The sequence below is a fragment of the Aeromicrobium sp. P5_D10 genome, assembly GCF_054049535.1.
Map to the genome: position 1 here is coordinate 300,404 of NZ_JBFUME010000001.1, position 22,552 is coordinate 322,955.

Below are 22,552 nucleotides of genomic sequence, written 5' to 3' on the forward strand. Positions count from 1 at the left end.
GGGAAACAGATCTCCTGCAAGATGAGGTGGCTAGGTGCCCCCACCCTACCGAGAGCGCACTACTACCGGCGAGTCACCTCTCGATGTGCCACCGTGTGCGCATCATGAGTTTGTCCATCATCGGCCTGTCGGTCGCGCTCACCGTCCTCGCGCCGTCGATGCTGCTGGTCTTCTGGCCGCCTCGTCCGGCTGGACCAGCAGGATTCTCTGCCGGAGTCCTGGCCACGGCTCTCGAACGATCCGGTCAGGTCGGCTGTCTCGCCTTGGCGACAGTGACAGGACCGCAGACGATCGCCCGTGGCCTCGACGCTGCGTGCGCGATCGGCGTCGTCGTGCTCGTCGCAGGCTATTGGATGCTGTGGCTGCGCTACGTGCGTGGCGGGCGCCGGGTGGCTGATCTGTTCAGTCCTGTCGCGGGCGTTCCCGTGCCGATGGCGGTGCTTCCGGTGCTGATCTTCGCGGGGCTGGCGATCTGGGCCGAGTCGGCCTGGCTCGCCCTGGCCGTCACGATCTTGGCTGCAGGCCATCTTCCCAACAGCTGGGCCGGACGCGTCGCGACGAGATGATCCGCGTCAGTCGCTCGCGAGCGTCTCTTCGCCGAGGCTCGACTCCGTGTCGGGCACACCGAGCTCCTCCGCACGCTTGTCGGCCATCGCGAGGAGACGTCGGATGCGACCGGCTATCGCGTCCTTGGTCAGGGCGGGCTCATGCAACTGTCCGAGCTCTTCGAGGCTCGCCTGACGGTGCTCGACGCGCAGGGCGCCGGCCATCTTGAGATGATCTGGCACTTCCTCACCCAGGATCTCCAACGCCCGCTGGGCCCGCGCACCGGCAGCAACAGCTGCCCGAGCCGAACGGCGCAAGTTGGCATCGTCGAAGTTGGCCAGGCGGTTGGCCGTCGCACGCACCTCGCGGCGCATTCGGCGTTCTTCCCACGCCAAGAGCGATTCATGTGCGCCGAGGCGAGTCAGCAAAGCTCCGATCGCCTCGCCGTCGCGGATCACGACTCGGTCGATCCCACGCACTTCGCGGGCCTTGGCACTGATGCCCACCCGGCGAGCCGCGCCCACCAGCGCGAGCGCCGCTTCAGGACTGGGGCAACTGACTTCGAGGGCAGAAGAGCGTCCGGGCTCGGTCAACGATCCGTGCGCGAGAAAGGCGCCCCGCCAGGCCGCGACGGCGTCGCACGACGAGCCGGAGACCACCTGCGGCGGAAGGCCGCGAATGGGACGTCCACCGCCGTCGATCAATCCGGTCTGCCGGGCCAGCGCCTCGCCCTCTTTGGAAACGCGGACGACGTAATGGGTGTCTTTGCGGATACCGGCATTCTGCATGACCAGGATATCGCTGTCGTGACCGTAGATTTCGGCGATGTCCTTGCGAAGTCTCCTCGCCGCCGCACCGGTGTCGAGTTCAGCTTCGACGACAATCCGGCCGGCGACGATGTGCAGACCGCCGGAGAACCGCAAGATCGATGAAACCTCGGCCTTGCGGCAGCATGACTTCGTGATCGTCGTACTGGCCAGTTCCGCCTTGACCTGCGCCGTCATCGCCATGCCACCACGCCCCCATGTCTTTCGATCAATTCAGTATTCGATTCAGTTCAGTTCGGTCAGGACCTGTGTGCCCAAAGAAGGTGCCACTTTACGCTTGCCGCATGACATGCCCGAATGCGGCTGCGAGCTGAGACGGATCATGCTGATCCGATCCGCGGGTCACCGCGAGGTCGGAGACGAACAGCGTCGCACCGAGTGCCCGCGCCGTCGACTCGAGCGTGCCGCGCGCGTCTACTTGGCTACTGTCGGCGATCACGGCATCGAGTCGCAAGTCGGGCGCATGTGCGGCCAACACCTCAAGATGATCGGTCGGACTCAGCCCCTCAGTCTCCCCGCGCTGCTCCACCAGATTCAGCACCAGGGCCCGCTTGGCACTGGTGCGGATCAACGCATCGCGCAGCTGCGGGACGAGCAACGTCGGCATGACGCTGGTGAACCAGGATCCGGGACCGACGACGACCCAATCGGCCTCTTCCACCGCGACAACTGCCTCCGGACAGGCCGGCGGGTCGGCCGGGGACAGCCGGACCGAGACGACCTGTCCCTCGACTTGCGCGACCTGCACCTGCCCGCGCAAGACCGTCAACCGATCCGGCGCCGCGGTCAGGTGCACATCGGCCTCGATGTCGAGAGGCACCGCCGCCATCGGCAGAACCCGTCCTTGGGCACCCAGCAGGTCACCCACGAGATCGAGTCCTGCGACGTGATCGCCGAGTTGATCCCAGATCGCAGCGATCAGAAGATTGCCGACAGCGTGGTTGTTCAGCGGACCGTCGCTGGAGAAACGGTGCTGCAGGACTGCCGCCCAGGTACGACCCCAGTCGTCGTCGCCACACAGTGCGGCCAACGCCATCCGGAGATCACCTGGCGGCAGACCGCCAAACTCCTCGCGCAGCCGTCCCGAGGAACCGCCGTTGTCGGCCACCGTGACGATTCCGGTCAGCTCGGTCGTCAGGCGACGCAACGCCGCGAGACTGGCCGCAAGGCCATGCCCGCCGCCCAGGGAGACGACCCTCAGGTCCCCCTCGTATCGTTCTGGCCTCGAGGGGCGGGCTGGACGAGCGATCATTCGCGACCTAGATCGCGGTGGACGACCAAAGTCTTGACACCTTGAGCGCGTAGTCGGGCGGCAAAGGCCTCGGACATCGCAACACTGCGATGCCGCCCTCCTGTGCAGCCGATCGCGATCGTCAAGAAGTGCTTGTCCTCGCGTAGATATCCGTCCGTCAGCAGCGCGACGAGCTTCTCGTACTGTTCGAGGAACTCTTCGGCCCGCGGCTGATTCAGAACATATTGGCTGACCGGAACGTCAAGGCCGCTGAGCGGACGCAGATCGTCGACCCAGAACGGATTCGGCAGGAATCTCAAGTCAGCCACCATGTCGGCGTCGATCGGGATGCCGTATTTGAAGCCGAATGACATCACCGAAGCCCGTAGACCGCCGGAGTCAGCGTCGACAAAGGCGGCGTGGATCCGCTGGCCCAACTGGTGCACGTTCAGATTGGTCGTGTCGACGACGATGTCGGCCCGCCCACGAAGCCGCCGCAGCAACTCGCGCTCCCGATCGAAACCGTCCATCAGACGGCCTTCGCGGCTCAGCGGGTGTGGCCGGCGAGCGGCTTCCTGGCGACGTACCAGCACCTCGTCGGCGGCCTCGAGGAACAGGATGCGGGTGTGTGTGCCGCGCTCGCGCAGTTGCTCGATCTTGTCGACGATCGCGCCGAAGAACTGCCGTGACCGGGCATCGACCGCCACGGCCAGCTTGTCGATATCGGGCGACTTCTCGACCGTTTCGACCACGTTCATGAGGAGGTCGGGCGGCAGATTGTCGATGACGTAGTAGCCGAGCTTTTCCAGCACCTTGCATGCCGAACCCCGGCCGGCACCGGTCATACCCGTCACGAGCACGAGCTGCCTGAGGGTCGTCAACTTTCCTCCACTGTCATGAATCGATGATCTCGCCAGTCGCGGTGTTGATCGACGGCGCAGTCTCGCTGGTCGCAAGAGCGTCCACGATGGATTGTGCCGTAGTCGCGCCGATCCCGGGCACAGTTGCTATTTCCTCGGCCGTCGCCGCGCGCAGCTTCTTGATCGAGCCGAACGATTTGAGCAATGACTTGCGCCGCGTCGGGCCGAGACCGTCGACCGAATCCAGGACACTTTCGATCATCGATTTACTGCGCCGACCACGGTGATGGGAGATCGCGAACCGGTGTGCCTCGTCCCGCAGCCGCTGCAGCAGGTAGAGCCCCTCGCTGGTGCGCGGCAAGATGACCGGGTCCTCGTCTTCGGGCAGCCACACCTCCTCAAGCCGTTTGGCCAGTCCGACCAGGGCAATACCGGACACCCCGAGCTCCTGCATGGCCTGGTGCGCGGCGGCGACCTGTGGGGGTCCGCCGTCGACCACAACGAGTGCCGGTGTGTAGGCGAACCGACGCGGCTTGCCGGTCTCCGGATCGATGCCGGGACCTTCGTCGTCATTGTCCTGCTTGGCCCGAAGGAGTTGAGTGAACCGTCGCGTGATGACCTCGTGCATCGCGGCGACATCGCTCTGCCCCTCATTGCGGATCGTGAATCGGCGGTATTCGGACTTGCGTGGCAGGCCATCTTCGAACACGACCATCGAGGCGACCGTCTCGGTCTCGCCGAGGTTGGAGATGTCATAGCACTCGATGCGCAGCGGTGCGGTGGGCAGATCGAGGGCCTCTTGGATCTCCTCCAGCGCCAGACTGCGCGCCGTCAGGTCGGAGGTCCGCTTCATCTTGTGCCGCATCAACGACTGCTTGGCATTCTGTTCGACGGTCGCCATGAGTGCTCGTTTGTCACCGCGTTGGGGCACCCGGATGCGCACGGCTCCCCCGCGCAGCTCGGTGAGCAGTTCGACGACCGTGTCGGTGTCGAGCGGCAGCTTGGGGACCAAGACCTCCTTGGGTATCGCCGAGGGCGCACTGTCTTGGTAGAGCGTCATCAGTGCACGCTGGACGAGCTCGGGGAACTCTGCCTCATCGGCCTTCTCGGCGACCCAGCCGCGCTGACCGCGGATCCTGCCGCCGCGGACCGAGAAGATCTGCACTGCGATCTCGAGCGGATCGTCGACGAAGCCCAGCACATCTGCATCAGTTCCGTCGCCCAGCACGACGGTCTGCTTCTCCAGAACCCGTTGGAGCGCCCCGAGGTCATCCCGCAGTTTGGCGGCGAGTTCGTACTCTTCCTGCGCGGACGCCTCCAACATGCGCTTCTCGATGCGTTTGGTGAACCCGGCGGTCTGCCCGCCCATGAACGCCAGGAAGTCGTTGACGATCGCGCGATGCTCATCGGGGCTGACCCGCCCCACACAAGGGGCAGCGCATTTGCCGATATCGCCCAGCAGGCACGGCCGACCGATCGCCTTGGCCCGGCGGAAGACGCCGGCCGAGCACGACCGCATCGGAAAGACCCGCAACAGCGTGTCGACGGTGTCGCGGATCGCCCACGCATGGCCGTAGGGGCCGAAGTAACGGACACCTTTGCGTTGGGCGCCGCGCATCACGGTGACCCGCGGGAACTCCTCACCGACCGTCACCGCGAGCCACGGGTACGACTTGTCGTCGCGGTACTTGACGTTGAACCGCGGGTCGAATTCCTTGATCCACGAATACTCCAGCGCGAGCGCTTCGACCTCGGTGCTGACGACGGTCCATTCGACGCTGGCCGCAGTCAAGACCATCTGCTGCGTACGAGGGTGCAGGCCGTTGACGTCTTGGAAGTATGAACTCAGTCGCGGCCGTAGCGACTTGGCCTTACCGACGTAGATGACCCGACGCTCGTCATCGCGGAACCGATAGACACCCGGATCCCGAGGAATCTCCCCCGGCGCGGGTCGATAGCTTGCTGGATCTGCCACTGGTCCACTCTACGAGCTGGCCAGCAGCGGCTTGAGGAACGAGCCGGTGTAGCTGTCGGGGCAGGCAGCGACGTCCTCGGGCGTACCCTCGGCGATCAGCAGGCCGCCGCCGCTGCCGCCTTCAGGACCCATGTCGATCAACCAGTCGGCGGTCTTGATGACGTCGAGGTTGTGCTCGATGACGATGACCGAGTTGCCGGTGTCGACGATGCGCTGCAGGACGCCGAGGAGCTTGTTGATGTCCTCGAAATGCAGGCCGGTCGTCGGCTCGTCGAGGACGTAGACCGTACGGCCGGTCGAGCGCTTCTGCAGCTCGGCCGACAGCTTGACCCGCTGCGACTCACCACCTGACAACGTCGTCGCGGGCTGCCCGAGCCGGACATAGCCGAGGCCGACCTCGACGAGGGTGCGCAGGTGACGGGCGATGACCGGGATGGCCTCGAAGAATTCGACGGCCTCTTCGATCGGCATGTCGAGCACATCGGCGATCGACTTGCCCTTGTAGTGCACCTCGAGCGTCTCGCGGTTGTAGCGCGCGCCGTGACAGACCTCGCACGGCACGTACACATCGGGCAGGAAGTTCATCTCGATCTTGAGGGTTCCGTCGCCGGAGCACGCTTCACAGCGGCCGCCCTTGACGTTGAACGAGAACCGGCCCTGCTGGTAGCCGCGCATTTTGGCCTCGGGCGTCTGCGCGAACAGCTTGCGGACATGGTCGAAGACGCCTGTGTACGTCGCCGGATTGGACCGTGGCGTACGGCCGATCGGCGACTGGTCGACATGGATGACTTTGTCGACCTGGTCGAGTCCGGTGATCGTACGGTGCCGCCCAGGGATCGTGCGCGCTCCGTAGATCGTCCGCGCAAGCTGGGTGTAGAGGATGTCGTTGACCAGACTCGACTTGCCGGAGCCTGAAACTCCGGTCACGGCGACCAGCATGCCGAGCGGGAACGACACGTCGATATCGCGGAGATTGTTCTCCTTGGCGCCGTGCACTGTGAGCTCGCGACCCGGAACCCGCTCACGGCGCTTTTCCGGCAGCGGGATCGACTTGCGTCCGGACAGGTACTGACCGGTCAGCGAGTCTTTGCTGGCGTATAGCTCCTTGATCGGACCCGAGACCATGACTTGCCCACCGTGTTCGCCTGCGCCTGGTCCGATGTCGACGGCCCAGTCGGCGGCGCGGATCGTGTCTTCGTCATGCTCGACGACGATCAGGGTGTTGCCGAGATCGCGCAGGCGGATCAGGGTCTCGATCAGTCGCTGATTGTCACGCTGGTGCAGGCCGATCGAAGGTTCGTCGAGGACGTAGAGCACGCCGACCAGGCCGGCGCCGATCTGGGTCGCGAGCCGGATGCGCTGCGCTTCACCACCCGACAACGTGCCGGCGGCCCGGTCGAGGGCGAGGTAGTCGAGGCCGACGTCGAGCAGGAACCGGAGTCGCTCGTTGATCTCCTTGAGGACCCGTTCGCCGATCTGGCGTTCACGATCGGTCATCTCGAGCGTCGCGAGGTACTCGGCCGCTTCGGCGATCGACAGTGCACAGACTTCGGCGATGTTCTTGGGACCGAACTTCGCCGAGTTGAGCTGCACGGCCAGGATGACCGGCTTGAGTCTCGTGCCTTGGCAGACCCGGCACGGAACTTCGCGCATGAAGCCTTCGAGCCGCTCCCTGCTGGTGTCGGATTCGGTCTCTTCGTGGCGCCGCTCCAGGTAGGTGATCGCGCCCTCGAACGAGGTGTAATACGACCGTTCACGGCCGTACCGGTTCTTGTACCGGACGTGCACCTTGGTCGGGTGACCGTGCAGGATCGCGTCCTGGACCTCTTTGCTGAGATCGCCCCACGGGGTGTCGGCCGAGAAGTTCAATTCATCGGCCAAGGCGCCGATCAGGCGGGAGTAATAGTCTGCGACGTGCGCCGAGGCCCACGGCACGACGGCACCTTCGTTGAGGGATTTGGCATCGTCGGCGACGACGAGTTCGGGATCGACCTCCATACGGGTGCCAATGCCGTGGCACTCGGGGCAGGCACCGAACGGGGCGTTGAACGAGAACGACCGGGGTTCGAGCTCGTCGACCGCCAACGGATGGTCGTTGGGGCACGCGAGTTTCTCGGAGAATCGGCGCGTACGTGCCGGGTCTTTGGCGTCGAGGTCGACGTAGTCGATGATCACGAGGCCGTCGGCGAGATTCAGCGCCGTCTCGATCGATTCGGTCAGTCGCTGCTGCTGGCTGGCTTTGACCTGCAAGCGATCGACCACGACGTCGATCGTGTGCTTCTTCTGCTTGGCGAGCTTGGGCGGCTCATCGGCCAGCATGTGCACTTCGCCGTCGACGACCGTGCGGCTGAAGCCTTGTGACTGCAGTTGGCGGAACAGTTCGAGGTACTCGCCCTTGCGGCCACGGATGACGGGGGCCAGCACCTGGAACCGGGCGCCCTCCTCGCCGTCGAGGATACGGTCGACGATCTGTTGCGGCGTCTGGCGCGCGATCGGCTCGCCACACTCGGGGCAGTGCGCGCGGCCTGCGCGGGCGTACAGCAGGCGCAGGTAGTCGTAGACCTCGGTGATCGTGCCGACAGTCGAGCGCGGATTGCGTGAGGTCGACTTCTGGTCGATCGAGACCGCGGGCGACAGGCCCTCGATGAAGTCGACGTCGGGCTTGTCCATCTGGCCGAGGAACTGGCGCGCGTACGCCGACAGAGACTCGACGTAGCGACGCTGGCCCTCGGCGAAGATCGTGTCGAAGGCCAGGGACGACTTGCCCGAGCCGGACAGCCCCGTGAAGACGATCAGCGAATCGCGCGGAAGGTCGAGTGAGACGTCCTTGAGGTTGTGCTCTCGTGCGCCGCGGATGACGAGGCGATCGGTCACGTGTTCCCCTGTAAAAATCGTGGTTGACGGGCAGAATTCTGCCCCTCGTCATCGTAACGACGAGGTCCGACAGTTTCTTTCCGGGAGACCGAGTCAGCCCCATCACACCTCCCCCGGGGCGGTGCGTTGGCGTCCACTCTCGCCACATTCTTGGACGCCAGCGCACCGTCCCTGGGGGTTCTGGCAGGGTTGGAGCCATGACGTACACCGGAGAAGTCGAGGTCGGCGGTCCCGCCGACGTCCAGGACGCAACAGACCTGATCATCACCAAGATCGCCGTCGGCGAGATGAACAACAACGCCTATCTGCTGCGCTGCAATCTCACCGGCGAGCAGATCCTGATCGACGCCGCGAACGAGGCCGACCGCCTCGCGGAACTGATCGGCGACGCAGGTATCTCGCAGATCGTCACGACACACCGTCACGGCGATCACTGGCAGGCCCTCGAGGCCTTGGTGACGGCGACGGGCGCCGAGACGGTCGCAGGAGAGCGGGATGCCGACGAGTTGCCGGTCCCGGTCGACGTCCGCGTGCAGACCGGCGCCCGAGTGCGCGTCGGCTCCTGCGAGCTCGAAGTCATCGAGATCGCCGGCCACACCCCTGGCTCCATCGCTCTGGCCTACGACGATCCAGATGGCATCGTGCACCTGTTCACCGGCGATTCCCTCTTCCCCGGCGGCGTTGGCAAGACCTGGTCGGAAGAGGACTTCGCGACGCTGATCGACGAGGTCGAGACCAAGATCTTCGGCCGCTTCCCCGACGACACGCGGGTGTACCCGGGACACGGCAGCGATACGACGCTCGGCGTCGAGCGTCCGCACCTGGCGGAGTGGCGCGAGCGCGGTTGGTGATCCCCACCCCTTGCCGGTTTCCCATGAGGCCTAGGGAGTTCGTCACTCCCCCAGCGCTGTAACCCGAGGTACGTGCCAAAGGCACGAGGCCTCATGGGAAACCGCCGGCACCGGTTGGATCAGGCCGGAACCCAGTCCTCCAGGTCCTCGGGCACCGGCAGGCCGAGTGCCAGCAACACGCGGACCAAGGCGGCCTCGACGAACACGTCTGGCGCCTCGTCGGCGGCATCCGGACTGGCCAGCAGTTCCAGAACCGCAGCGGGATCGACGACCGTTCCGCGGACGTCGGCCGCCCAGGCCGCCAGACCTCGCGCCTCAGCGGCGGGATCGATCGGATCGCTCGCGCTCTCCTCCTCGAAGTAGTGCCGTGGCTCAAAACCGACGTAGCAGCGTCCACTCCCGTCGGCCAGCACCGGCGAGTAGCCGATCGTGACGAAATCGCTGTCGTGCACCTTCGCCGTCAATCGAGGTGTCGAGTCATGGCTGCCGCCCCAGGCGCCGTCGGCGAACACGAACGTCGCGAAAAGTCCCATGCGTCAGTTGTACCGGTTGCCCGGACGGCACCTGATTCCGCACTTCGGACTTCGGCTCGCGGAAAGTCACCCAGCCCCTAGCGTTGAGCCATGAGATTGCTCGTCGCGCTCGGCCTCCTCGCGGTCCTGTGCGCCTGTGGCAGTGACAAAGCAGACAAGCAAGATGATCTGTCTGCGGCCGAGGCGGTGCAACGTACCTGCGAGGAAGTCCGAGCCGGCATCGACGAGTTCAACCAGAAGGACTACCAAGGAACGGTCGAACACTTCCAGAAGGCTGTGCCCCCCGCCGAGATCTACGCGACGGCCCAGCCGGAGCCGGAGGCCCGCGCTCTACTGGAGGCCGTCCACTACTACGCCGCACTGCCTCCGGAGAGCTACGCCAAGGCCGCACGCCAGTCCGCTGACTTCGCCCGTCACAAAGCGGTCACCCTGAACCAGTGCGCATCCGGCGAGCCGTTCGACAGCACGCCCGGCGTGCTGACCTAATCCTGCTGGGGTTGATCCTGGCGTGGCAGCGACACATACACCGCATTGACCGCAACGGCCTGTTCGAGTTCCTGCGACAGCCCCGCGAAGAACTGCGACCGATACGTCTCGTCCGTGACGGCATAGACCGTGAAGTACAGACCGGAGAACGCCGCCAGGAAGACCGCAACCTGCCACAGCTCATTCGTGACCGGAATGTGCTTGCCGAGGGACGACGGCAGGTCCGAGACCGGCGCACCCGTCCAGGCCTCGACCGTCCCGTCCGGAATCGTCAACGAGCCGAACACGACAAAGAACAGGAACAGACCAAACGCGAGCAACAACACCTGAATCGCCTGGCTGAACAACAACACCAACACCAGATTGGCTCGGGCGAACCGCGGCAACGCGGCGGGTTCGGCGGTGACGAGTCGTGCGGCCTGTTCGGCCGGAGTGCCGACGCAGCATTCGGCTACCCGGTCGCCCACGACGTCGGCCTCGACCTGACGCACCTCCTCGGGTAGCCGAACCAGGAGGAAGGTCATCGCGATCGCGGCGAAGAACAACACCGCCAGCCACAGCACATGGCGTGACATCAGTGCCGCGACCTGCCAGACCTCGGCGTTGATGAACAAGAATGTGACCGCAAGCAGCAGCAATGGCAATGCCCGAGTCAGCAACGGGAACATCAGGCCGAGCGAACCGAATGTACGCCGGACCGCCCACCGCAGCATCGTGCCCAGCCGCAGGAACCGGCCCGCGAACAGCCCTAACAGGGTCAGGAGTACCAATCCGCCGACCAGCGTCCCCACGGAGCCGTGATCGGCCCACACGACCCCCACGACGATCCCCGAAGCCACCGAGACCGCAACGATCAAGACGATGACCGCGACGATCCGCCGACTCGACAGCCAGCGCTCGACCGCGTCGGCGTGATCACCAGCGAAGTACGGCAATCCGTGCTGATCGAACCAGGTCTCGATCTGGGCAGCCGAATCGGCGTGGGACGACGACATCGCTAGAACGTGACGGGAAGCTCGTCGACACCGAAGACGAATGACAGCTGCCGAAAGCTCAGCTCCTCGGCCGGCTTGGCCAATGCGAGATCGGGGAAGCGCTGGAACAACATCGGCAAGGCGATCCGCAGCTCCATCCGGGCCAGTTCGGCGCCGATGCACCGGTGGATGCCGTGGCCGAACGCAAGGTGCCCACTGGACGGTGTACGGAACGGATCGAACTCGTCGGGCCGCTCCCCCGTGATCTCCGGATCGCGGTTCGCACCGCTCAACGAGGCCAGGATGACGTCGCCGGCTTTGACCTTGGTGCCGAACAGGTCCATATCGTGCTTGGCGAAGCGCGGGAAGGCGACCTGCACGACCGCGAGATAGCGCAGCAGCTCCTCGACGATCCGATCCACGTCCTTCGGATCGCCGCGGCGCATCAGCGCGGCGTACTCCGGATCGCCCAGCAGCACGATTGTTCCGAGCGCGATCATTCCTGCGGTCGTCTCGAAACCACCCGTGAACACGCCGTCGGCCAGACCCGCGAGGTCGACGTCGGAGATCATGTCACCCTCGTCGAGGAGGATCTGTCCGATCAGACCCGGTCCGGGCTCTTTGCGTTGTTTGGCCACTGCCGCGAACAAGAACTCCCGTTGCTCGGAAACGGCTCCGAATGCCGCGGCGCCGCCGTTGGTCGCGTCGAACCGTGCACTACCCAGCTTCTCGAAGGCATCCCGGTCGTCGTAGTCGAGACCCAGGAGGGCGCAGATCGTCTGGAACGGGATCGGGAAGGCGACCGCCTTGCACAAGTCAGCACCGGGGCCCTCGGCCTCCAGGGCGTTCAGCTGCGTTTCGACGAACTCGGTGATCATGGGTTCCAGTCGCGCAAGGCGCCGCATCGTGAACTCGGGAGTGATGATCTTGCGCAAACGGGTGTGCAACGGAGGATCCGTGAAGCCGAGCCCACCGACATCGTCTGCGGTGGCGGGCCCGTCACCGAGCAGCAGGTGCCGGATGTCATTGCTGTAGGAGTCACGGTCGGTCAACACCGTCCGGGTCTGCTCATAACCCGTCACCAAGTAGGCCGTGAAAGCGAACGGCAGGTCGAGCTTGTGCATCGGCTCGGTCTCGCGCCACTCGGCGATCTCCGGCAGCGGATTCATGCCCTCGCGTTGCAGCGGGATCTTGGTTTTGGCCGGAATGAACGACAGTGCGCTGAGGTCGATCCCCTTCTTCTGGATCCGCCGAACTACTAGCTTGCTGAGCAAGCCACTGAGTCTCCTCTTCACGTCGAACACGGACACGAAACTACACCGCCTTGTTGCGCGTCGTGTCCAGCCGGTGGAAGGTGGGACAAACGTGACGCCCAGTAGTGGGCCTGGATGGGGGTTCAGATGAGTACCGAAACCACCGATTCAACACAGCCGCCCGAACTCAAAAGGGTCATGGGGCCCAAGCTCCTGCTGCTGTTCATCGTCGGCGACATCCTCGGCACCGGGATCTATGCACTGACGGGTTCGGTCGCCGCCGAAGTCGGCGGCGCTGCCTGGCTGCCGTTCCTGGTGGCGTTCGCGGTGGCGCTGCTGACCGCATTCTCCTATCTGGAGTTGGTGACCAAATATCCACAGGCAGCCGGGGCTGCCCTGTACGTCCACAAAGCCTTCGGCGTGCACTTCTTCACGTTCATGGTGGCCTTCACCGTGATGTGTTCTGGCATCACGTCGGCGTCAACGGCATCCAATGCCTTCGCAGACAACCTCGCTGCCGGGATCGACTGGCAGGCCACCGACACCGAAATCATGTTGATGGCGATGGGCTTCATGCTTCTCGTCGCGGCGATCAACTTCCGCGGTGCCAGCGAAAGCGTCAAGACCAATGTCGTGCTGACTTTGGTCGAGATCTCCGGACTCGTGCTGGTCATCCTGGTCGGCTTCTACGCGATCGCCGGCGGCGACGCCGACTTCAGTCGGGTCGTGGCCTTCGACACCCCTGATGACAAGAACGTCTTCCTCGCCGTCACCACAGCGACTTCCTTGGCGTTCTTCGCGATGGTCGGCTTCGAAGACTCGGTCAATATGGCCGAGGAGTGCCACGAACCGAGTCGGATCTTCCCCAAGATGATGCTGACCGGCCTGGGCATCGCGGCCGTGATGTACGTCCTCGTGTCGATCTGTGCGGTCGCGCTCGTGCCGGTAGGCGATCTGTCGAATCCCGATCTTGCCCCGCCGTTGGTTCAGGTGGTCGCGGCCGGCGCACCCGATATCCCGGCCGACGACATCTTGCCGTTCATCTCGATGTTCGCCGTGGCCAACTCGGCGCTGATCAACATGATGATGGCCAGCCGCCTGCTCTACGGCATGGCACGTCAAGGCGTGCTTCCCCGATCTTTGGCGAAGGTGCACCACAAGAATCAGACGCCGTACGCCGCGATCGTCTTCACCACCGCACTCTCGCTCGCCTTGATCGCCTATGTGGCCAATGCCAACGACGACTCGGTGGCGGTTCTCGGTGGAACCACGGCGCTGCTTCTGCTCGGTGTCTTCGGTGTCGTCAACATCGCGGTGCTGGTGCTACGCCACGACCGCGTCGATCACGATCACTTCAAGACCAAGACCGCTCTAGCGATCGCCGGCTCCGCAGCGTGCCTGTATCTGGTCACGCCGCTGTCGGGCCGCGACAGCGAGCAGTACGTCGTGGCCGGCATCCTACTGGTGATCGGCCTGGTGCTCTCGGTGCCGATCTACCTGTACCGCCGAGCGCAGGGCGAAGACCTCGAGATCACCGATCCGGACGATATTCCGCCGCACAAGATCCCGTGATCCTCGCCCCGCGAGCAGCCTCAGGCGGAATCGTCTGCGGCTGCTCGCTCGCGTCGACCTGACACGACCAGGCTGACGACGGCGGTCACCGAGAGGATCACGACGATCACGCCGAGGCTGGCCAGCGTCGGGATTTCGGGCACCTTGACGTGTTCGCCGCCGTTGATTAACGGCAGCTCGTTCTCGTGCAGGGCGTGCAGGATCAGCTTGACGCCGATGAAGCCCAGCAGGATCGCGAGGCCCTGCGAGAGGTAGATCAGCTTGGTCAGCAGTCCGCCGATCAGGAAGTACAGCTGGCGAAGACCCATCAGGGCGAAGACATTGGCCGTGAAGACGAGGTACGGCTCCTTGGTCAGACCGTAGATCGCCGGGATCGAGTCGAGCGCGAACAGCAGGTCGGTCGTACCGAGCGCGAGGATCACCAGCAGCATCGGCGTGATGACTCGGGCGCCGTTCTCGCGGACCACGAGCTTGAGTCCGTCCCAGTTCTCCGAGACCCGGAAACGTTTGCGGGCAAACCTGACGACGGCATTCTCCCCGTCATCGTCGTGGTCGGTGTCCTTCATCAGGCTGTAGCCCGTGTAGAGCAGGAACGCTCCGAAGATGTAGAAGATCCACGAGAAGTTGTTGATCGCCACTGCACCCAGCGCGATGAAGATTCCGCGGAAGATCAAGGCGATGATGATGCCGACCAGCAGCGCTTCCTGCTGCAGCTTCCGCGGCACATTGAAGCTCGCCATGATGATGATGAAGATGAACAAATTGTCGATCGACAAGCTGTACTCGGTCAGCCAACCGGCGAAGAACTGTAGGCCGAAGTCCTCATTCTTGCCGGGTCCGTCGTGGTAGACCATGACCCAAATACCGAAGGCGATCGCCATGCCGACATAGATCGACAGGTACGTCGCACATTCCTTCATGGACGGTTCGTGCGGTTTGCGGGCCACGATGACGATGTCGAACAACAACACCGCCACGGTCACACCGATGGTGATGAACCACTCGGTCTGGGAGACGTTCAAGATTTTCCTCCGGTCGTCACTACGCCGGAGGTCTCTTCCGCCGCATGTCCCGAAAACTACTAGGAGCACGGCCCGCAGCACCGGATGACTGCCGGGAGTCACCGTGATGACGGCACTGCGATCAGGGAATACTCCCCTCCGTGGGCCATTGTGTCAGGGATGGTCCCTGACACCGAATCGACCTATAGTTCCACAATGCAAACGCCAGTGACACCTTTGGGGCCGGAGTCTTTGACCTGGCGCTACTTCGGTGACTGGCGAGGCATCCTGCAAGGTTTGTGGGCGGGGTCGATGCAGAACATGCATCCGGGCCTCGGAGCCGGCGTCGAACAGCACTCGCGGTTCTTCAATGAACGCTGGGAACGTCTGTTGCGATCGCTGTATCCGATCGGCGGTGTTGTGTTCGACGGCGACCGTGCCGCTCGAACCGCCCGTCAGGTGCGCGACTACCACCACGGGATCCATGGCGTCGACTCCCAGGGTCGCAAGTACCACGCGCTCGACCCCGACACGTTCTACTGGGCCCATGCGACGTTCTTCATGGGCACGCTGCTGACCGCCCAGCACTTCATGGGCGGCCTCTCCGAAGCCGACAAGCGTCAGATGTTCGACGAGCACCGGACCTGGTACGCGCTGTACGGCATGAGCATGCGTCCCGTGCCCGGCACCTGGGAGGACTTCCAGATCTATTGGAAGCACATGTGCAGCCACGTACTCGAAGACAATGTGGCGACCCGGCAGGTCCTCGACCTGTCCGATCTGCCGAAACCGCCGACCTGGTGGTGGTTCCCTCGCCCCGTCTGGCGTGCACTGCGCCCGGGCATCTCCCGCGGCCAGGTGTGGACGACGGTCGGTCTGTACGACCCCGAGATCCGCGAGCTGCTCGGATACTCGTGGTCGTCACGCGACGAGCGGCTGCACCGACTCATGGGACGTAGCGTCAACGCCGCCTTCACATTGGTGCCCCGCCGTCGGCGCCTGCATCCACGTGCCCGCGCCGGTTGGGATCGCGCCACCGGCCGCATTCGGGCCGACGCCCCACTGCCTGAGACCCCTGATCGCAATCTGCCTCCTGAGGCTGAGCGCAATGATCCCAGCCACTATGTTCCGGGTCGCTGAGAGACCACGAGGTCGAATGTCAGGGAGCGGGGCCACGACCCGTCAGGCTGAAGCGAGGGGTGGTCGAAGGCGTCTGGCGGGGCGGTCTGCGGCTCGACGCACACGGTGTCGGCGGGCTGGTCGTAGACGACCCACCAGGGCGAGGATGACGAGAGCGTCAGCTGGAGTGCGCCCGGCCAGGTCAGCACCGGGGAGGCTGCGAGTCTGAAGCAGTCGTCCCACGGCCCGGGACGGGGTTCGACCAGATGTCCCGTCGGCAAACCATCGGTACCGCGTTCGACCATATGCGAGATGTCGAGATCCACGATAACTTCATCACCGATCGCGAGCTTGCGGTTGAACCACGGATGCAACCCGATCGACGCGGGCAGGTCGGTGCCGTCAGTCCAAGTCAGTGTCGTGCGCAGGCCATCGGCCAGCAATTCGTAGTGCAGCTCGGCGACTCCAGTGCTCGGCCACGGATCACCGAGTTCGACCCAGTAGCGACCGGTCGACACCTGCTGCCACCCGACATTGCGACCCAGGCCATGCATCGCATTGCCGTCCTTGCCCAAGGGCAGGTCATAGGTCGCGCCGCCGATATTGAGTTTGCCCGCGCGCACCCGCCCCGCCCATGGCACCATCGGGAAGCTGCCCGCCTCGGCCAAGAGCTCGAGACCGTGGACCTGCAGTGAGGTCAGCCGCGCCCCGCGACCCGGATCGATCGTGGCGCGGACGACATCATTGTGCAGAACATGGGTCACCCGGCCATTGTCGAGGACATGACGTCTCAGACGCCAGCCTCGATCATCCCGCGCAATTCCTTTTTGAGTTCACTGATCTCATCGCGCAACCGCGCCGCCACCTCGAACTGCAACTCGGCCGCAGCCGCTCGCATCTGTTCGCTGAGCTGTTCGATCAGTTCGGCCAGCTCGCCTGAAGGCAGGCTCGCCAGATCGGCCGTGTGCTGACCCAACGGCACCGGGGCACCCTTACGCCGTTTGTCACCGGTGGCCGCGAGCAGAGTCGCGGTATCGGCGTCCTCGCGGGCGAGCATGTCGGTGATGTCGCCGATTTTCTTGCGCAACGGGGTCGGATCGATGCCATTGGCCGTGTTGTAGGCAACCTGGATCTCGCGACGTCGGTTGGTCTCGTCGATCGCCTGGGCCATCGAGTCGGTGATGCGGTCGGCGTACATGATGACCTGACCCGACACATTTCGGGCCGCACGTCCGATGGTCTGGATCAGCGAACGCCCCGACCGCAAGAAGCCCTCTTTGTCGGCGTCGAGGATCGCGACCAGACTGACCTCCGGTAAGTCGAGTCCCTCCCGCAGCAGGTTGATGCCGACCAGGACGTCGTACTCCCCCATGCGCAGCTCGCGCAGCAGTTCGACGCGTCGCAAGGTGTCGACCTCGCTGTGCAGATAGCGGGTGCGGATTCCGGCCTCGAGCAGATAGTCCGTGAGGTCCTCGGACATCTTCTTGGTCAGGGTTGTGACGAGCACCCGCTCGCTCTTGTCGACCCTGGTGCGGATCTGGGTGATGAGATCGTCGATCTGCCCCTTGGTGGGCCTGACGATGACCTCGGGATCGACCAAACCGGTCGGACGGATGATCTGTTCGACCACATCGCGATCGACTTTGTCCATCTCGTAGTTGCCCGGCGTGGCCGACAAGTAGACCGTCTGACCGATGCGCTCCAGGAACTCGGGCCACTTGAGCGGCCGGTTGTCCATCGCGCTCGGCAACCGGAATCCGTGATCGACGAGCGAACGCTTGCGAGACATATCGCCCTCGTACATCGCGCCGATCTGCGGAATCGTCACATGGGACTCGTCCACGACCAGGACGAAATCTTCGGGGAAGTAGTCGAGCAGGCAGTTGGGCGCCGATCCGGCTTCACGGCCGTCCATGTGGCGCGAGTAGTTCTCGATGCCGGCGCATGTGCCGACCTGCTGCATCATCTCCAGGTCGTAGGTCGTGCGCATGCGAAGACGCTGAGCCTCCAGCAACTTGCCCTCACCCTCGAGTTCGGCCAGCCGGACCTCCAGCTCCTCGGCGATCGTGCGCATCGCCCGGTGCATCGTTTCGTTGCCGGCCGCATAGTGCGTCGCGGCACCCACATAGAGTTCCTGGTCGTCGCTGAGCACCTCACCGGTCAGCGGGTGCAGTGTCATGAGGCGCTCGATCTCGTCGCCGAAGAACTCCACCCGGACAGCCATCTCCTGGTAGACCGGGAAGATCTCCACAGTGTCACCCTTGACCCGGAACGTGCCGCGGGTGCTGGCAACGTCATTGCGGACGTACTGCGCCTGCACGAGGGTGCGCAACAACTGCTCCCGAGGCAGCTCTTCGCCGACTTTGAAGCCGATCATGCGCTCCAGGTATTCCTGCGCTGAACCGAGGCCGTAGATACATGACACGGTCGCGACAACGATCACGTCGCGACGGGTCAGCAGCGACCACGTGGCCGAGTGACGCAGCCGCTCGACCTCCTCGTTGATCGAGGAGTCCTTCTCGATATAGGTGTCGCTCTGGGCGATATAGGCCTCAGGTTGGTAGTAGTCGTAGTACGAGACGAAGTACTCGACCGCATTGTTGGGCAGCAGCTCGCGCAGCTCATTGGCGAACTGAGCGGCCAACAGCTTGTTGGGCATCATGACCAACATGGGCCGCTGCAGTTCTTCGGCGAGCCAGGCCGTTGTGGCGGTCTTTCCGGTGCCCGTCGCACCCAGCAGCACGACGTCCTGCTCGCCGCCGCGCAGGCGCTTGGCGAGCTCAGCGATCGCTGCCGGCTGATCACCGGCAGGCTGGTAGTCGGACACGACCTGGATAGGCGCCACCTGGCGGCGGAGCTCGGACACTTGCCTCATACGTCGAGCCTACGGGCCGCCACTGACAAGGGCGATTAAAGTGTCGGCTATGCCCGTTACCGAACGCCGCGCAGCCCGTAAGAGGGAGATCCTCGACGCGACCCGCAACCTGTTTGACGAGCGCGGCGTCCGTGATGCCCAAATCGAAGATATTGCCCGTGCTGTCGGAATCAACCGCGCGATCATCTACCGGCACTTCTCCGGCAAGGAGGAGCTGTTCGCGCAGACTCTGGTCGGCTATCTACGCGAACTCGACGCGGCTCTCGCGGCGGCCGACGACTCGTCGGCCGATCCGGAGGTACGCCTGCGGTCGATATCTGTGGAGTTCCTCGATTTCGGCGCACGTCTGCCGGCGTTCGTCGACTGCGCCCAGGCGTTGTTGCGCCGCCGCGGTGAAGAGCTCATGGAAGAGGTCAGCCAGGAGGTCATGATCGACCTCGGCGTCGCGATGACCGCGTGCCTCAATCACGCCGTCGAGATCTTGCAGGCCGGCGTCGCCACGGGCCAGTTCGAGGTGACCGACCCGCATCTGCTGGCCAATGTCTACTACACCCAGGCACTAGGCGTTCTGAACCTGGCGACTTTGCAACTGTCGGTGCGCGAGGAGAATCCGGGCCTGCCCGCGGTCGATGCGGTCCCGTTCGATCAGGTCAAAGCGCTCGTCGCCACAGCGGCGATCGCGATGGCCCGCGGCACGAACTAGTCCCCCGCGAAACCCCGCGAGCAGTCAGGCTTCGAGGATCGCGACGACGCCCTGACCACCGGCCGCACAGATCGAAATCAGGCCGCGACCCGATCCCTTCTCCTGCAGCAGCTTGGCGAGGTTGGCCACGATGCGTCCACCCGTCGCGGCGAAGGGGTGCGCCGCGGCCAGTGAGGAGCCCTTGACGTTGAGCTTGCTGCGATCTATCGCACCGAGCGGGGCGTCGAGGCCCAGCTTGTCCTTGCAGAACTCGGCATCCTCCCACGCAGCGAGCGTCGTCAGGACCTGCCCTGCGAACGCCTCGTGGATCTCGTAGAAGTCGAAGTCCTGCAGCGTGAGGCCCTGACGGGCCAGCATCCGTGGGACGGCGTAGACCGGCGCCATCAACAGCCCCTCAGCGCCCGAGACGTAGTCGACGGCGGCGGTCTCGTAGTCGACGAAGTAGGCCTGCGGGGTCCAGCCGTGGCGCTTGGCCTCGTCCTCGGACGCCAGCAGCACGACCGAAGCGCCGTCGGACAGCGGTGTCGAGTTCGCGGCCGTCATGGTCGCAGCGTCGCCGAATGACTTGCCGAACACCGGCTTCAGCGTCGCGAGCTTCTCGATCTTGGAGTCGGGTCGCAGATTGTTGTCCTTCGTGACACCCCGGAACGGCGTCACCAGGTCGTCCTGCCAGCCCTCGTCGTACGACCGCGCGAGGTTGACGTGTGAGGCGACGGTCAGTTCGTCCTGAGCTTCACGGGTGATGCCCCACTGCTTGGTCGTGATGGCCTGGCTGTCGCCCATCGACAGTCCCGTGCGCGGTTCGGCGTTGCGGGGCTGATCGGGTGCCAGGTGACTCGGCCGGATCTTGGCGAGCGCCGAGAGACGTCCCTTGTTGTCCTTGGCCCGATTGGCCTCGAGCAGGATCTTGCGCAGCTTCTCGCCGACCGCCAGCGGCGCATCGGACGTCGTGTCGGATCCGCCGGCGATACCGGACTCGATCTTGCCGAGGGCGATCTTGTTGGCGACCAGCACGGCTGCCTGGATACCCGTGTCGCACGCCTGCTGGACGTCGAAGGCCGGCGTCGACGGCGAGAGCTTCGAACCCAGGACCGTCTCACGCGCAAGATTGAAGTCGCGGCTGTGCTTCAGCACGGCGCCGGCCGCAAACTCGCCGACCGTCTCGCCGGCCAGACCGAAACGGTCAACGAGTCCGTCGACCGCAGCGGTCAACATCTCCTGATTCGAGGCATCGACGTACACACTGTTGGACCGCGCGAACGGGATGCGGTTGCCGCCGATCACCGCGACGCGGCGAACCTGCTGGGGAGTAGCAGCCGCCGGCGACGCGGCTTTCTTGGCCGGCTTCTTGGCTGGGGTGGTGTCGGCCATGGCAATCTCCTCGATCTTCGTGAACAGTGGAACCGAACAAACGTGACGAGCGCCGCACACGCATTGGTGGACTAGCGCTGAAACATGAGGTTACAGTTTCAGCAGCAATCCAGATACCAATGGTATCCGAGAGATAGGACACACCCAACTCATGACTGACCGTTACCAGTCGCTGGCGCACAATCCCATCGGCAAGTTCGTCATCAAGAACCTGGGTCTGCCCAACCCTCCAGACCTGGAGCGGTGGACCGAAGGCACTCCACTCGTCCAGGGCACGGTCCTGCTCGGTGCCGCACCGCACAGCACCCTGGGGAACTCCCTCAACCCGACGCTCAAGGCCAGCGGAGTCGACGTCGTCGGTGTGCGTGCCGATTCCAAGCGCTACAAGGGCCTGGTGTTCGACGCGACCGGCATCAGCGACACCGCCGGACTGGCCGACATGCAACAGTTCTTCACTCCCGCCCTCCGCAGCCTCGCCAACTCCGGGCGTCTGATCGTCATCGGTACCCTGCCCGAACAGGCCGCATCCGAGACCGCGGCGATCGCCCAGCGTGCACTTGAAGGCTTCGTCCGTTCGGCCGGCAAGGAAGTCGGCGGAAACGGCAGCACCGCGAATCTGGTGTACGTCGGCGCGGGTGCCGAGAATGCGCTGACCTCGACGCTGGAGTTCCTGCTCTCGCCCAAGTCCGCCTTCGTGTCGGGTCAGGTCATCCGACTCGGGTTGACCGAACTCGTCGACGCCGACGAAGTCGCTGACTCCACGAAGCCGTTGACCGGAAAAGTCGCCCTCATCACGGGTGCCTCGCGCGGCCTGGGTGCCGCGATGGCTCGCACGCTGCACCGTGACGGCGCCACGATCATCGGCCTCGACGTTCCAGCCCTCTCATCAGACCTGGACGCCTTGATGACAGAGCTCGGCGGCACCTCGATCGCCGAAGACATCACGGCGGAGGATGCGCCCAGCGTCATCGCCGCAGCAGTCAAGGCGGCCCACGGCGGCGTCGACATCGTCGTGCACAACGCCGGCATCACCCGCGACAAGCGACTCAAGAACATGAAGACCGAGAACTGGAATCTCGTGATCGACATCAGCGTCGGCGCGCCACAGCGCATCACGGCGGAACTGCTGAAGCGCAAGCTCATCCGCAAGGGCGGCCGCGTCATCGGCATCTCCTCGATCGCCGGCATCGCGGGCAATAACGGCCAGACGAGCTACGGTACCGCCAAGGCCGGCGTCATCGGCTTCGTCCAGGACCTGTCCAAACGGGTGGCCAAGGACGGCATCACGGTCAACGCGATAGCCCCCGGTTTCATCGAGACCGACATGGTCAAGACCATGCCGCTGGGCATCCGCGAGGCCGGCCGCCGACTCAGTTCGCTGTCACAAGGAGGCCAGCCGATCGACGTCGCCGAGGCCATCGCCTGGTACGCGAACCCTGGGTCCTCAGCGATCTCCGGGAACGTCGTCCGCGTGTGCGGCCAGGCACTGATCGGCGCGTGA

General features: G+C 64.5%; 19 protein-coding genes. 7 read left to right on the forward strand and 12 right to left on the reverse strand.

Features of this window, described 5'->3' with window-relative positions; genetic code table 11:
* The first annotated feature begins 104 nt into the window (after positions 1–104).
* Positions 105–566 carry a hypothetical protein gene (locus tag ACXJKC_RS01535; protein ID WP_456694902.1) on the forward strand — a complete coding sequence of 154 codons (462 nt, stop codon included), beginning with the start codon at positions 105–107 and terminating at the stop codon, positions 564–566.
* Between the two features lie 6 nt (positions 567–572).
* On the opposite strand, the gene whiA is transcribed toward ACXJKC_RS01535, so the two are convergent.
* The 5 genes from whiA to uvrA all read right to left on the reverse strand — a co-directional run bounded on the left by whiA (position 573) and on the right by uvrA (position 8,313).
* Positions 573–1,556 carry a DNA-binding protein WhiA gene (whiA, locus tag ACXJKC_RS01540; protein ID WP_456694903.1) on the reverse strand — a complete coding sequence of 328 codons (984 nt, stop codon included), beginning with the start codon at positions 1,554–1,556 and terminating at the stop codon, positions 573–575.
* A gap of 88 nt (positions 1,557–1,644) precedes the next feature.
* Positions 1,645–2,625 (reverse strand): gluconeogenesis factor YvcK family protein, encoded by a 981-nt coding sequence (locus ACXJKC_RS01545; RefSeq protein ID WP_456694904.1) that lies wholly within the window; start codon positions 2,623–2,625, stop codon positions 1,645–1,647.
* Complete coding sequence (gene rapZ, locus ACXJKC_RS01550; RefSeq protein ID WP_456694905.1) at positions 2,622–3,485, reverse strand: RNase adapter RapZ; 864 nt, start codon at positions 3,483–3,485, stop codon at positions 2,622–2,624. Before rapZ ends, ACXJKC_RS01545 begins: the two co-directional genes overlap by 4 nt.
* 13 nt (positions 3,486–3,498) lie before the next feature.
* Positions 3,499–5,439, reverse strand: coding sequence for an excinuclease ABC subunit UvrC (gene uvrC / locus ACXJKC_RS01555; RefSeq protein WP_456694906.1), 1,941 nt, complete (start codon positions 5,437–5,439; stop codon positions 3,499–3,501).
* A gap of 9 nt (positions 5,440–5,448) precedes the next feature.
* Complete coding sequence (gene uvrA, locus ACXJKC_RS01560) at positions 5,449–8,313, reverse strand: excinuclease ABC subunit UvrA (protein WP_456694907.1); 2,865 nt, start codon at positions 8,311–8,313, stop codon at positions 5,449–5,451.
* 197 nt (positions 8,314–8,510) lie between these two features.
* Here uvrA and ACXJKC_RS01565 point away from each other — a divergent pair, with 197 nt between their 5' ends.
* Positions 8,511–9,164, forward strand: a complete 654-nt coding sequence (locus tag ACXJKC_RS01565; protein ID WP_456694908.1) for an MBL fold metallo-hydrolase — start codon at positions 8,511–8,513, stop codon at positions 9,162–9,164.
* Between the two features lie 119 nt (positions 9,165–9,283).
* On the opposite strand, the gene ACXJKC_RS01570 is transcribed toward ACXJKC_RS01565, so the two are convergent.
* On the reverse strand, positions 9,284–9,697 hold the full coding sequence (locus ACXJKC_RS01570) for a hypothetical protein (protein WP_456694909.1): 414 nt from the start codon (positions 9,695–9,697) through the stop codon (positions 9,284–9,286).
* 90 nt (positions 9,698–9,787) lie between these two features.
* Here ACXJKC_RS01570 and ACXJKC_RS01575 point away from each other — a divergent pair, with 90 nt between their 5' ends.
* Positions 9,788–10,183: a hypothetical protein gene (locus tag ACXJKC_RS01575; RefSeq protein WP_456694910.1), complete on the forward strand. Its 396-nt coding sequence runs from the start codon at positions 9,788–9,790 to the stop codon at positions 10,181–10,183.
* Here ACXJKC_RS01575 and ACXJKC_RS01580 read toward each other — a convergent pair.
* Positions 10,180–11,178 (reverse strand): hypothetical protein, encoded by a 999-nt coding sequence (locus ACXJKC_RS01580; protein ID WP_456694911.1) that lies wholly within the window; start codon positions 11,176–11,178, stop codon positions 10,180–10,182. The genes ACXJKC_RS01575 and ACXJKC_RS01580 overlap by 4 nt on opposite strands.
* A gap of 2 nt (positions 11,179–11,180) precedes the next feature.
* Positions 11,181–12,461 (reverse strand): cytochrome P450, encoded by a 1,281-nt coding sequence (locus ACXJKC_RS01585; protein ID WP_456694912.1) that lies wholly within the window; start codon positions 12,459–12,461, stop codon positions 11,181–11,183.
* A gap of 96 nt (positions 12,462–12,557) precedes the next feature.
* Between ACXJKC_RS01585 and ACXJKC_RS01590 the strand changes: the two genes are divergently transcribed.
* Complete coding sequence (locus ACXJKC_RS01590; RefSeq protein WP_456694913.1) at positions 12,558–13,982, forward strand: APC family permease; 1,425 nt, start codon at positions 12,558–12,560, stop codon at positions 13,980–13,982.
* A gap of 20 nt (positions 13,983–14,002) precedes the next feature.
* On the opposite strand, the gene ACXJKC_RS01595 is transcribed toward ACXJKC_RS01590, so the two are convergent.
* Positions 14,003–15,004, reverse strand: a complete 1,002-nt coding sequence (locus ACXJKC_RS01595; protein ID WP_456694914.1) for a TerC family protein — start codon at positions 15,002–15,004, stop codon at positions 14,003–14,005.
* A 195-nt stretch (positions 15,005–15,199) separates the two neighbouring features.
* Here ACXJKC_RS01595 and ACXJKC_RS01600 point away from each other — a divergent pair, with 195 nt between their 5' ends.
* Positions 15,200–16,123: an oxygenase MpaB family protein gene (locus ACXJKC_RS01600; protein WP_456694915.1), complete on the forward strand. Its 924-nt coding sequence runs from the start codon at positions 15,200–15,202 to the stop codon at positions 16,121–16,123.
* Here the strand turns inward: ACXJKC_RS01600 and ACXJKC_RS01605 are convergent.
* Together ACXJKC_RS01605 and uvrB are read right to left on the reverse strand one after the other, a co-directional pair.
* Positions 16,105–16,866 (reverse strand): aldose epimerase family protein, encoded by a 762-nt coding sequence (locus ACXJKC_RS01605; protein WP_456694916.1) that lies wholly within the window; start codon positions 16,864–16,866, stop codon positions 16,105–16,107. The genes ACXJKC_RS01600 and ACXJKC_RS01605 overlap by 19 nt on opposite strands.
* Before the next feature lie 26 nt (positions 16,867–16,892).
* Positions 16,893–18,977: an excinuclease ABC subunit UvrB gene (gene uvrB, locus ACXJKC_RS01610; RefSeq protein WP_456694917.1), complete on the reverse strand. Its 2,085-nt coding sequence runs from the start codon at positions 18,975–18,977 to the stop codon at positions 16,893–16,895.
* 49 nt (positions 18,978–19,026) lie between these two features.
* Here uvrB and ACXJKC_RS01615 point away from each other — a divergent pair, with 49 nt between their 5' ends.
* Positions 19,027–19,680, forward strand: coding sequence for a TetR/AcrR family transcriptional regulator (locus tag ACXJKC_RS01615; protein ID WP_456694918.1), 654 nt, complete (start codon positions 19,027–19,029; stop codon positions 19,678–19,680).
* Positions 19,681–19,704: 24 nt separating this feature from the next.
* On the opposite strand, the gene ACXJKC_RS01620 is transcribed toward ACXJKC_RS01615, so the two are convergent.
* Positions 19,705–21,051, reverse strand: a complete 1,347-nt coding sequence (locus tag ACXJKC_RS01620) for an acetyl-CoA C-acetyltransferase (protein ID WP_456694919.1) — start codon at positions 21,049–21,051, stop codon at positions 19,705–19,707.
* A 151-nt stretch (positions 21,052–21,202) separates the two neighbouring features.
* On the opposite strand from ACXJKC_RS01620, the gene ACXJKC_RS01625 reads away from it, so the two are divergent.
* The gene (locus ACXJKC_RS01625) at positions 21,203–22,552 is read left to right on the forward strand and encodes a 3-oxoacyl-ACP reductase (protein ID WP_456694920.1); all 1,350 of its coding nucleotides are present in this window, start codon (positions 21,203–21,205) and stop codon (positions 22,550–22,552) included.

Bases quoted from the DNA above. Each gene is read 5' to 3' on its own strand.
- ACXJKC_RS01545 (WP_456694904.1), bottom strand. From the start codon at position 2,625: ATGATCGCTCGTCCAGCCCGCCCCTCGAGGCCAGAACGATACGAGGGG.
- whiA (WP_456694903.1), bottom strand. From the start codon at position 1,556: ATGGCGATGACGGCGCAGGTCAAGGCGGAACTGGCCAGTACGACGATC.
- ACXJKC_RS01590 (WP_456694913.1), top strand. From the start codon at position 12,558: ATGAGTACCGAAACCACCGATTCAACACAGCCGCCCGAACTCAAAAGG.
- ACXJKC_RS01600 (WP_456694915.1), top strand. From the start codon at position 15,200: ATGCAAACGCCAGTGACACCTTTGGGGCCGGAGTCTTTGACCTGGCGC.
- ACXJKC_RS01565 (WP_456694908.1), top strand. From the start codon at position 8,511: ATGACGTACACCGGAGAAGTCGAGGTCGGCGGTCCCGCCGACGTCCAG.
- uvrB (WP_456694917.1), bottom strand. From the start codon at position 18,977: ATGAGGCAAGTGTCCGAGCTCCGCCGCCAGGTGGCGCCTATCCAGGTC.
- ACXJKC_RS01615 (WP_456694918.1), top strand. From the start codon at position 19,027: ATGCCCGTTACCGAACGCCGCGCAGCCCGTAAGAGGGAGATCCTCGAC.
- ACXJKC_RS01535 (WP_456694902.1), top strand. From the start codon at position 105: ATGAGTTTGTCCATCATCGGCCTGTCGGTCGCGCTCACCGTCCTCGCG.
- ACXJKC_RS01570 (WP_456694909.1), bottom strand. From the start codon at position 9,697: ATGGGACTTTTCGCGACGTTCGTGTTCGCCGACGGCGCCTGGGGCGGC.
- ACXJKC_RS01625 (WP_456694920.1), top strand. From the start codon at position 21,203: ATGACTGACCGTTACCAGTCGCTGGCGCACAATCCCATCGGCAAGTTC.
- ACXJKC_RS01580 (WP_456694911.1), bottom strand. From the start codon at position 11,178: ATGTCGTCGTCCCACGCCGATTCGGCTGCCCAGATCGAGACCTGGTTC.
- ACXJKC_RS01575 (WP_456694910.1), top strand. From the start codon at position 9,788: ATGAGATTGCTCGTCGCGCTCGGCCTCCTCGCGGTCCTGTGCGCCTGT.
- ACXJKC_RS01620 (WP_456694919.1), bottom strand. From the start codon at position 21,051: ATGGCCGACACCACCCCAGCCAAGAAGCCGGCCAAGAAAGCCGCGTCG.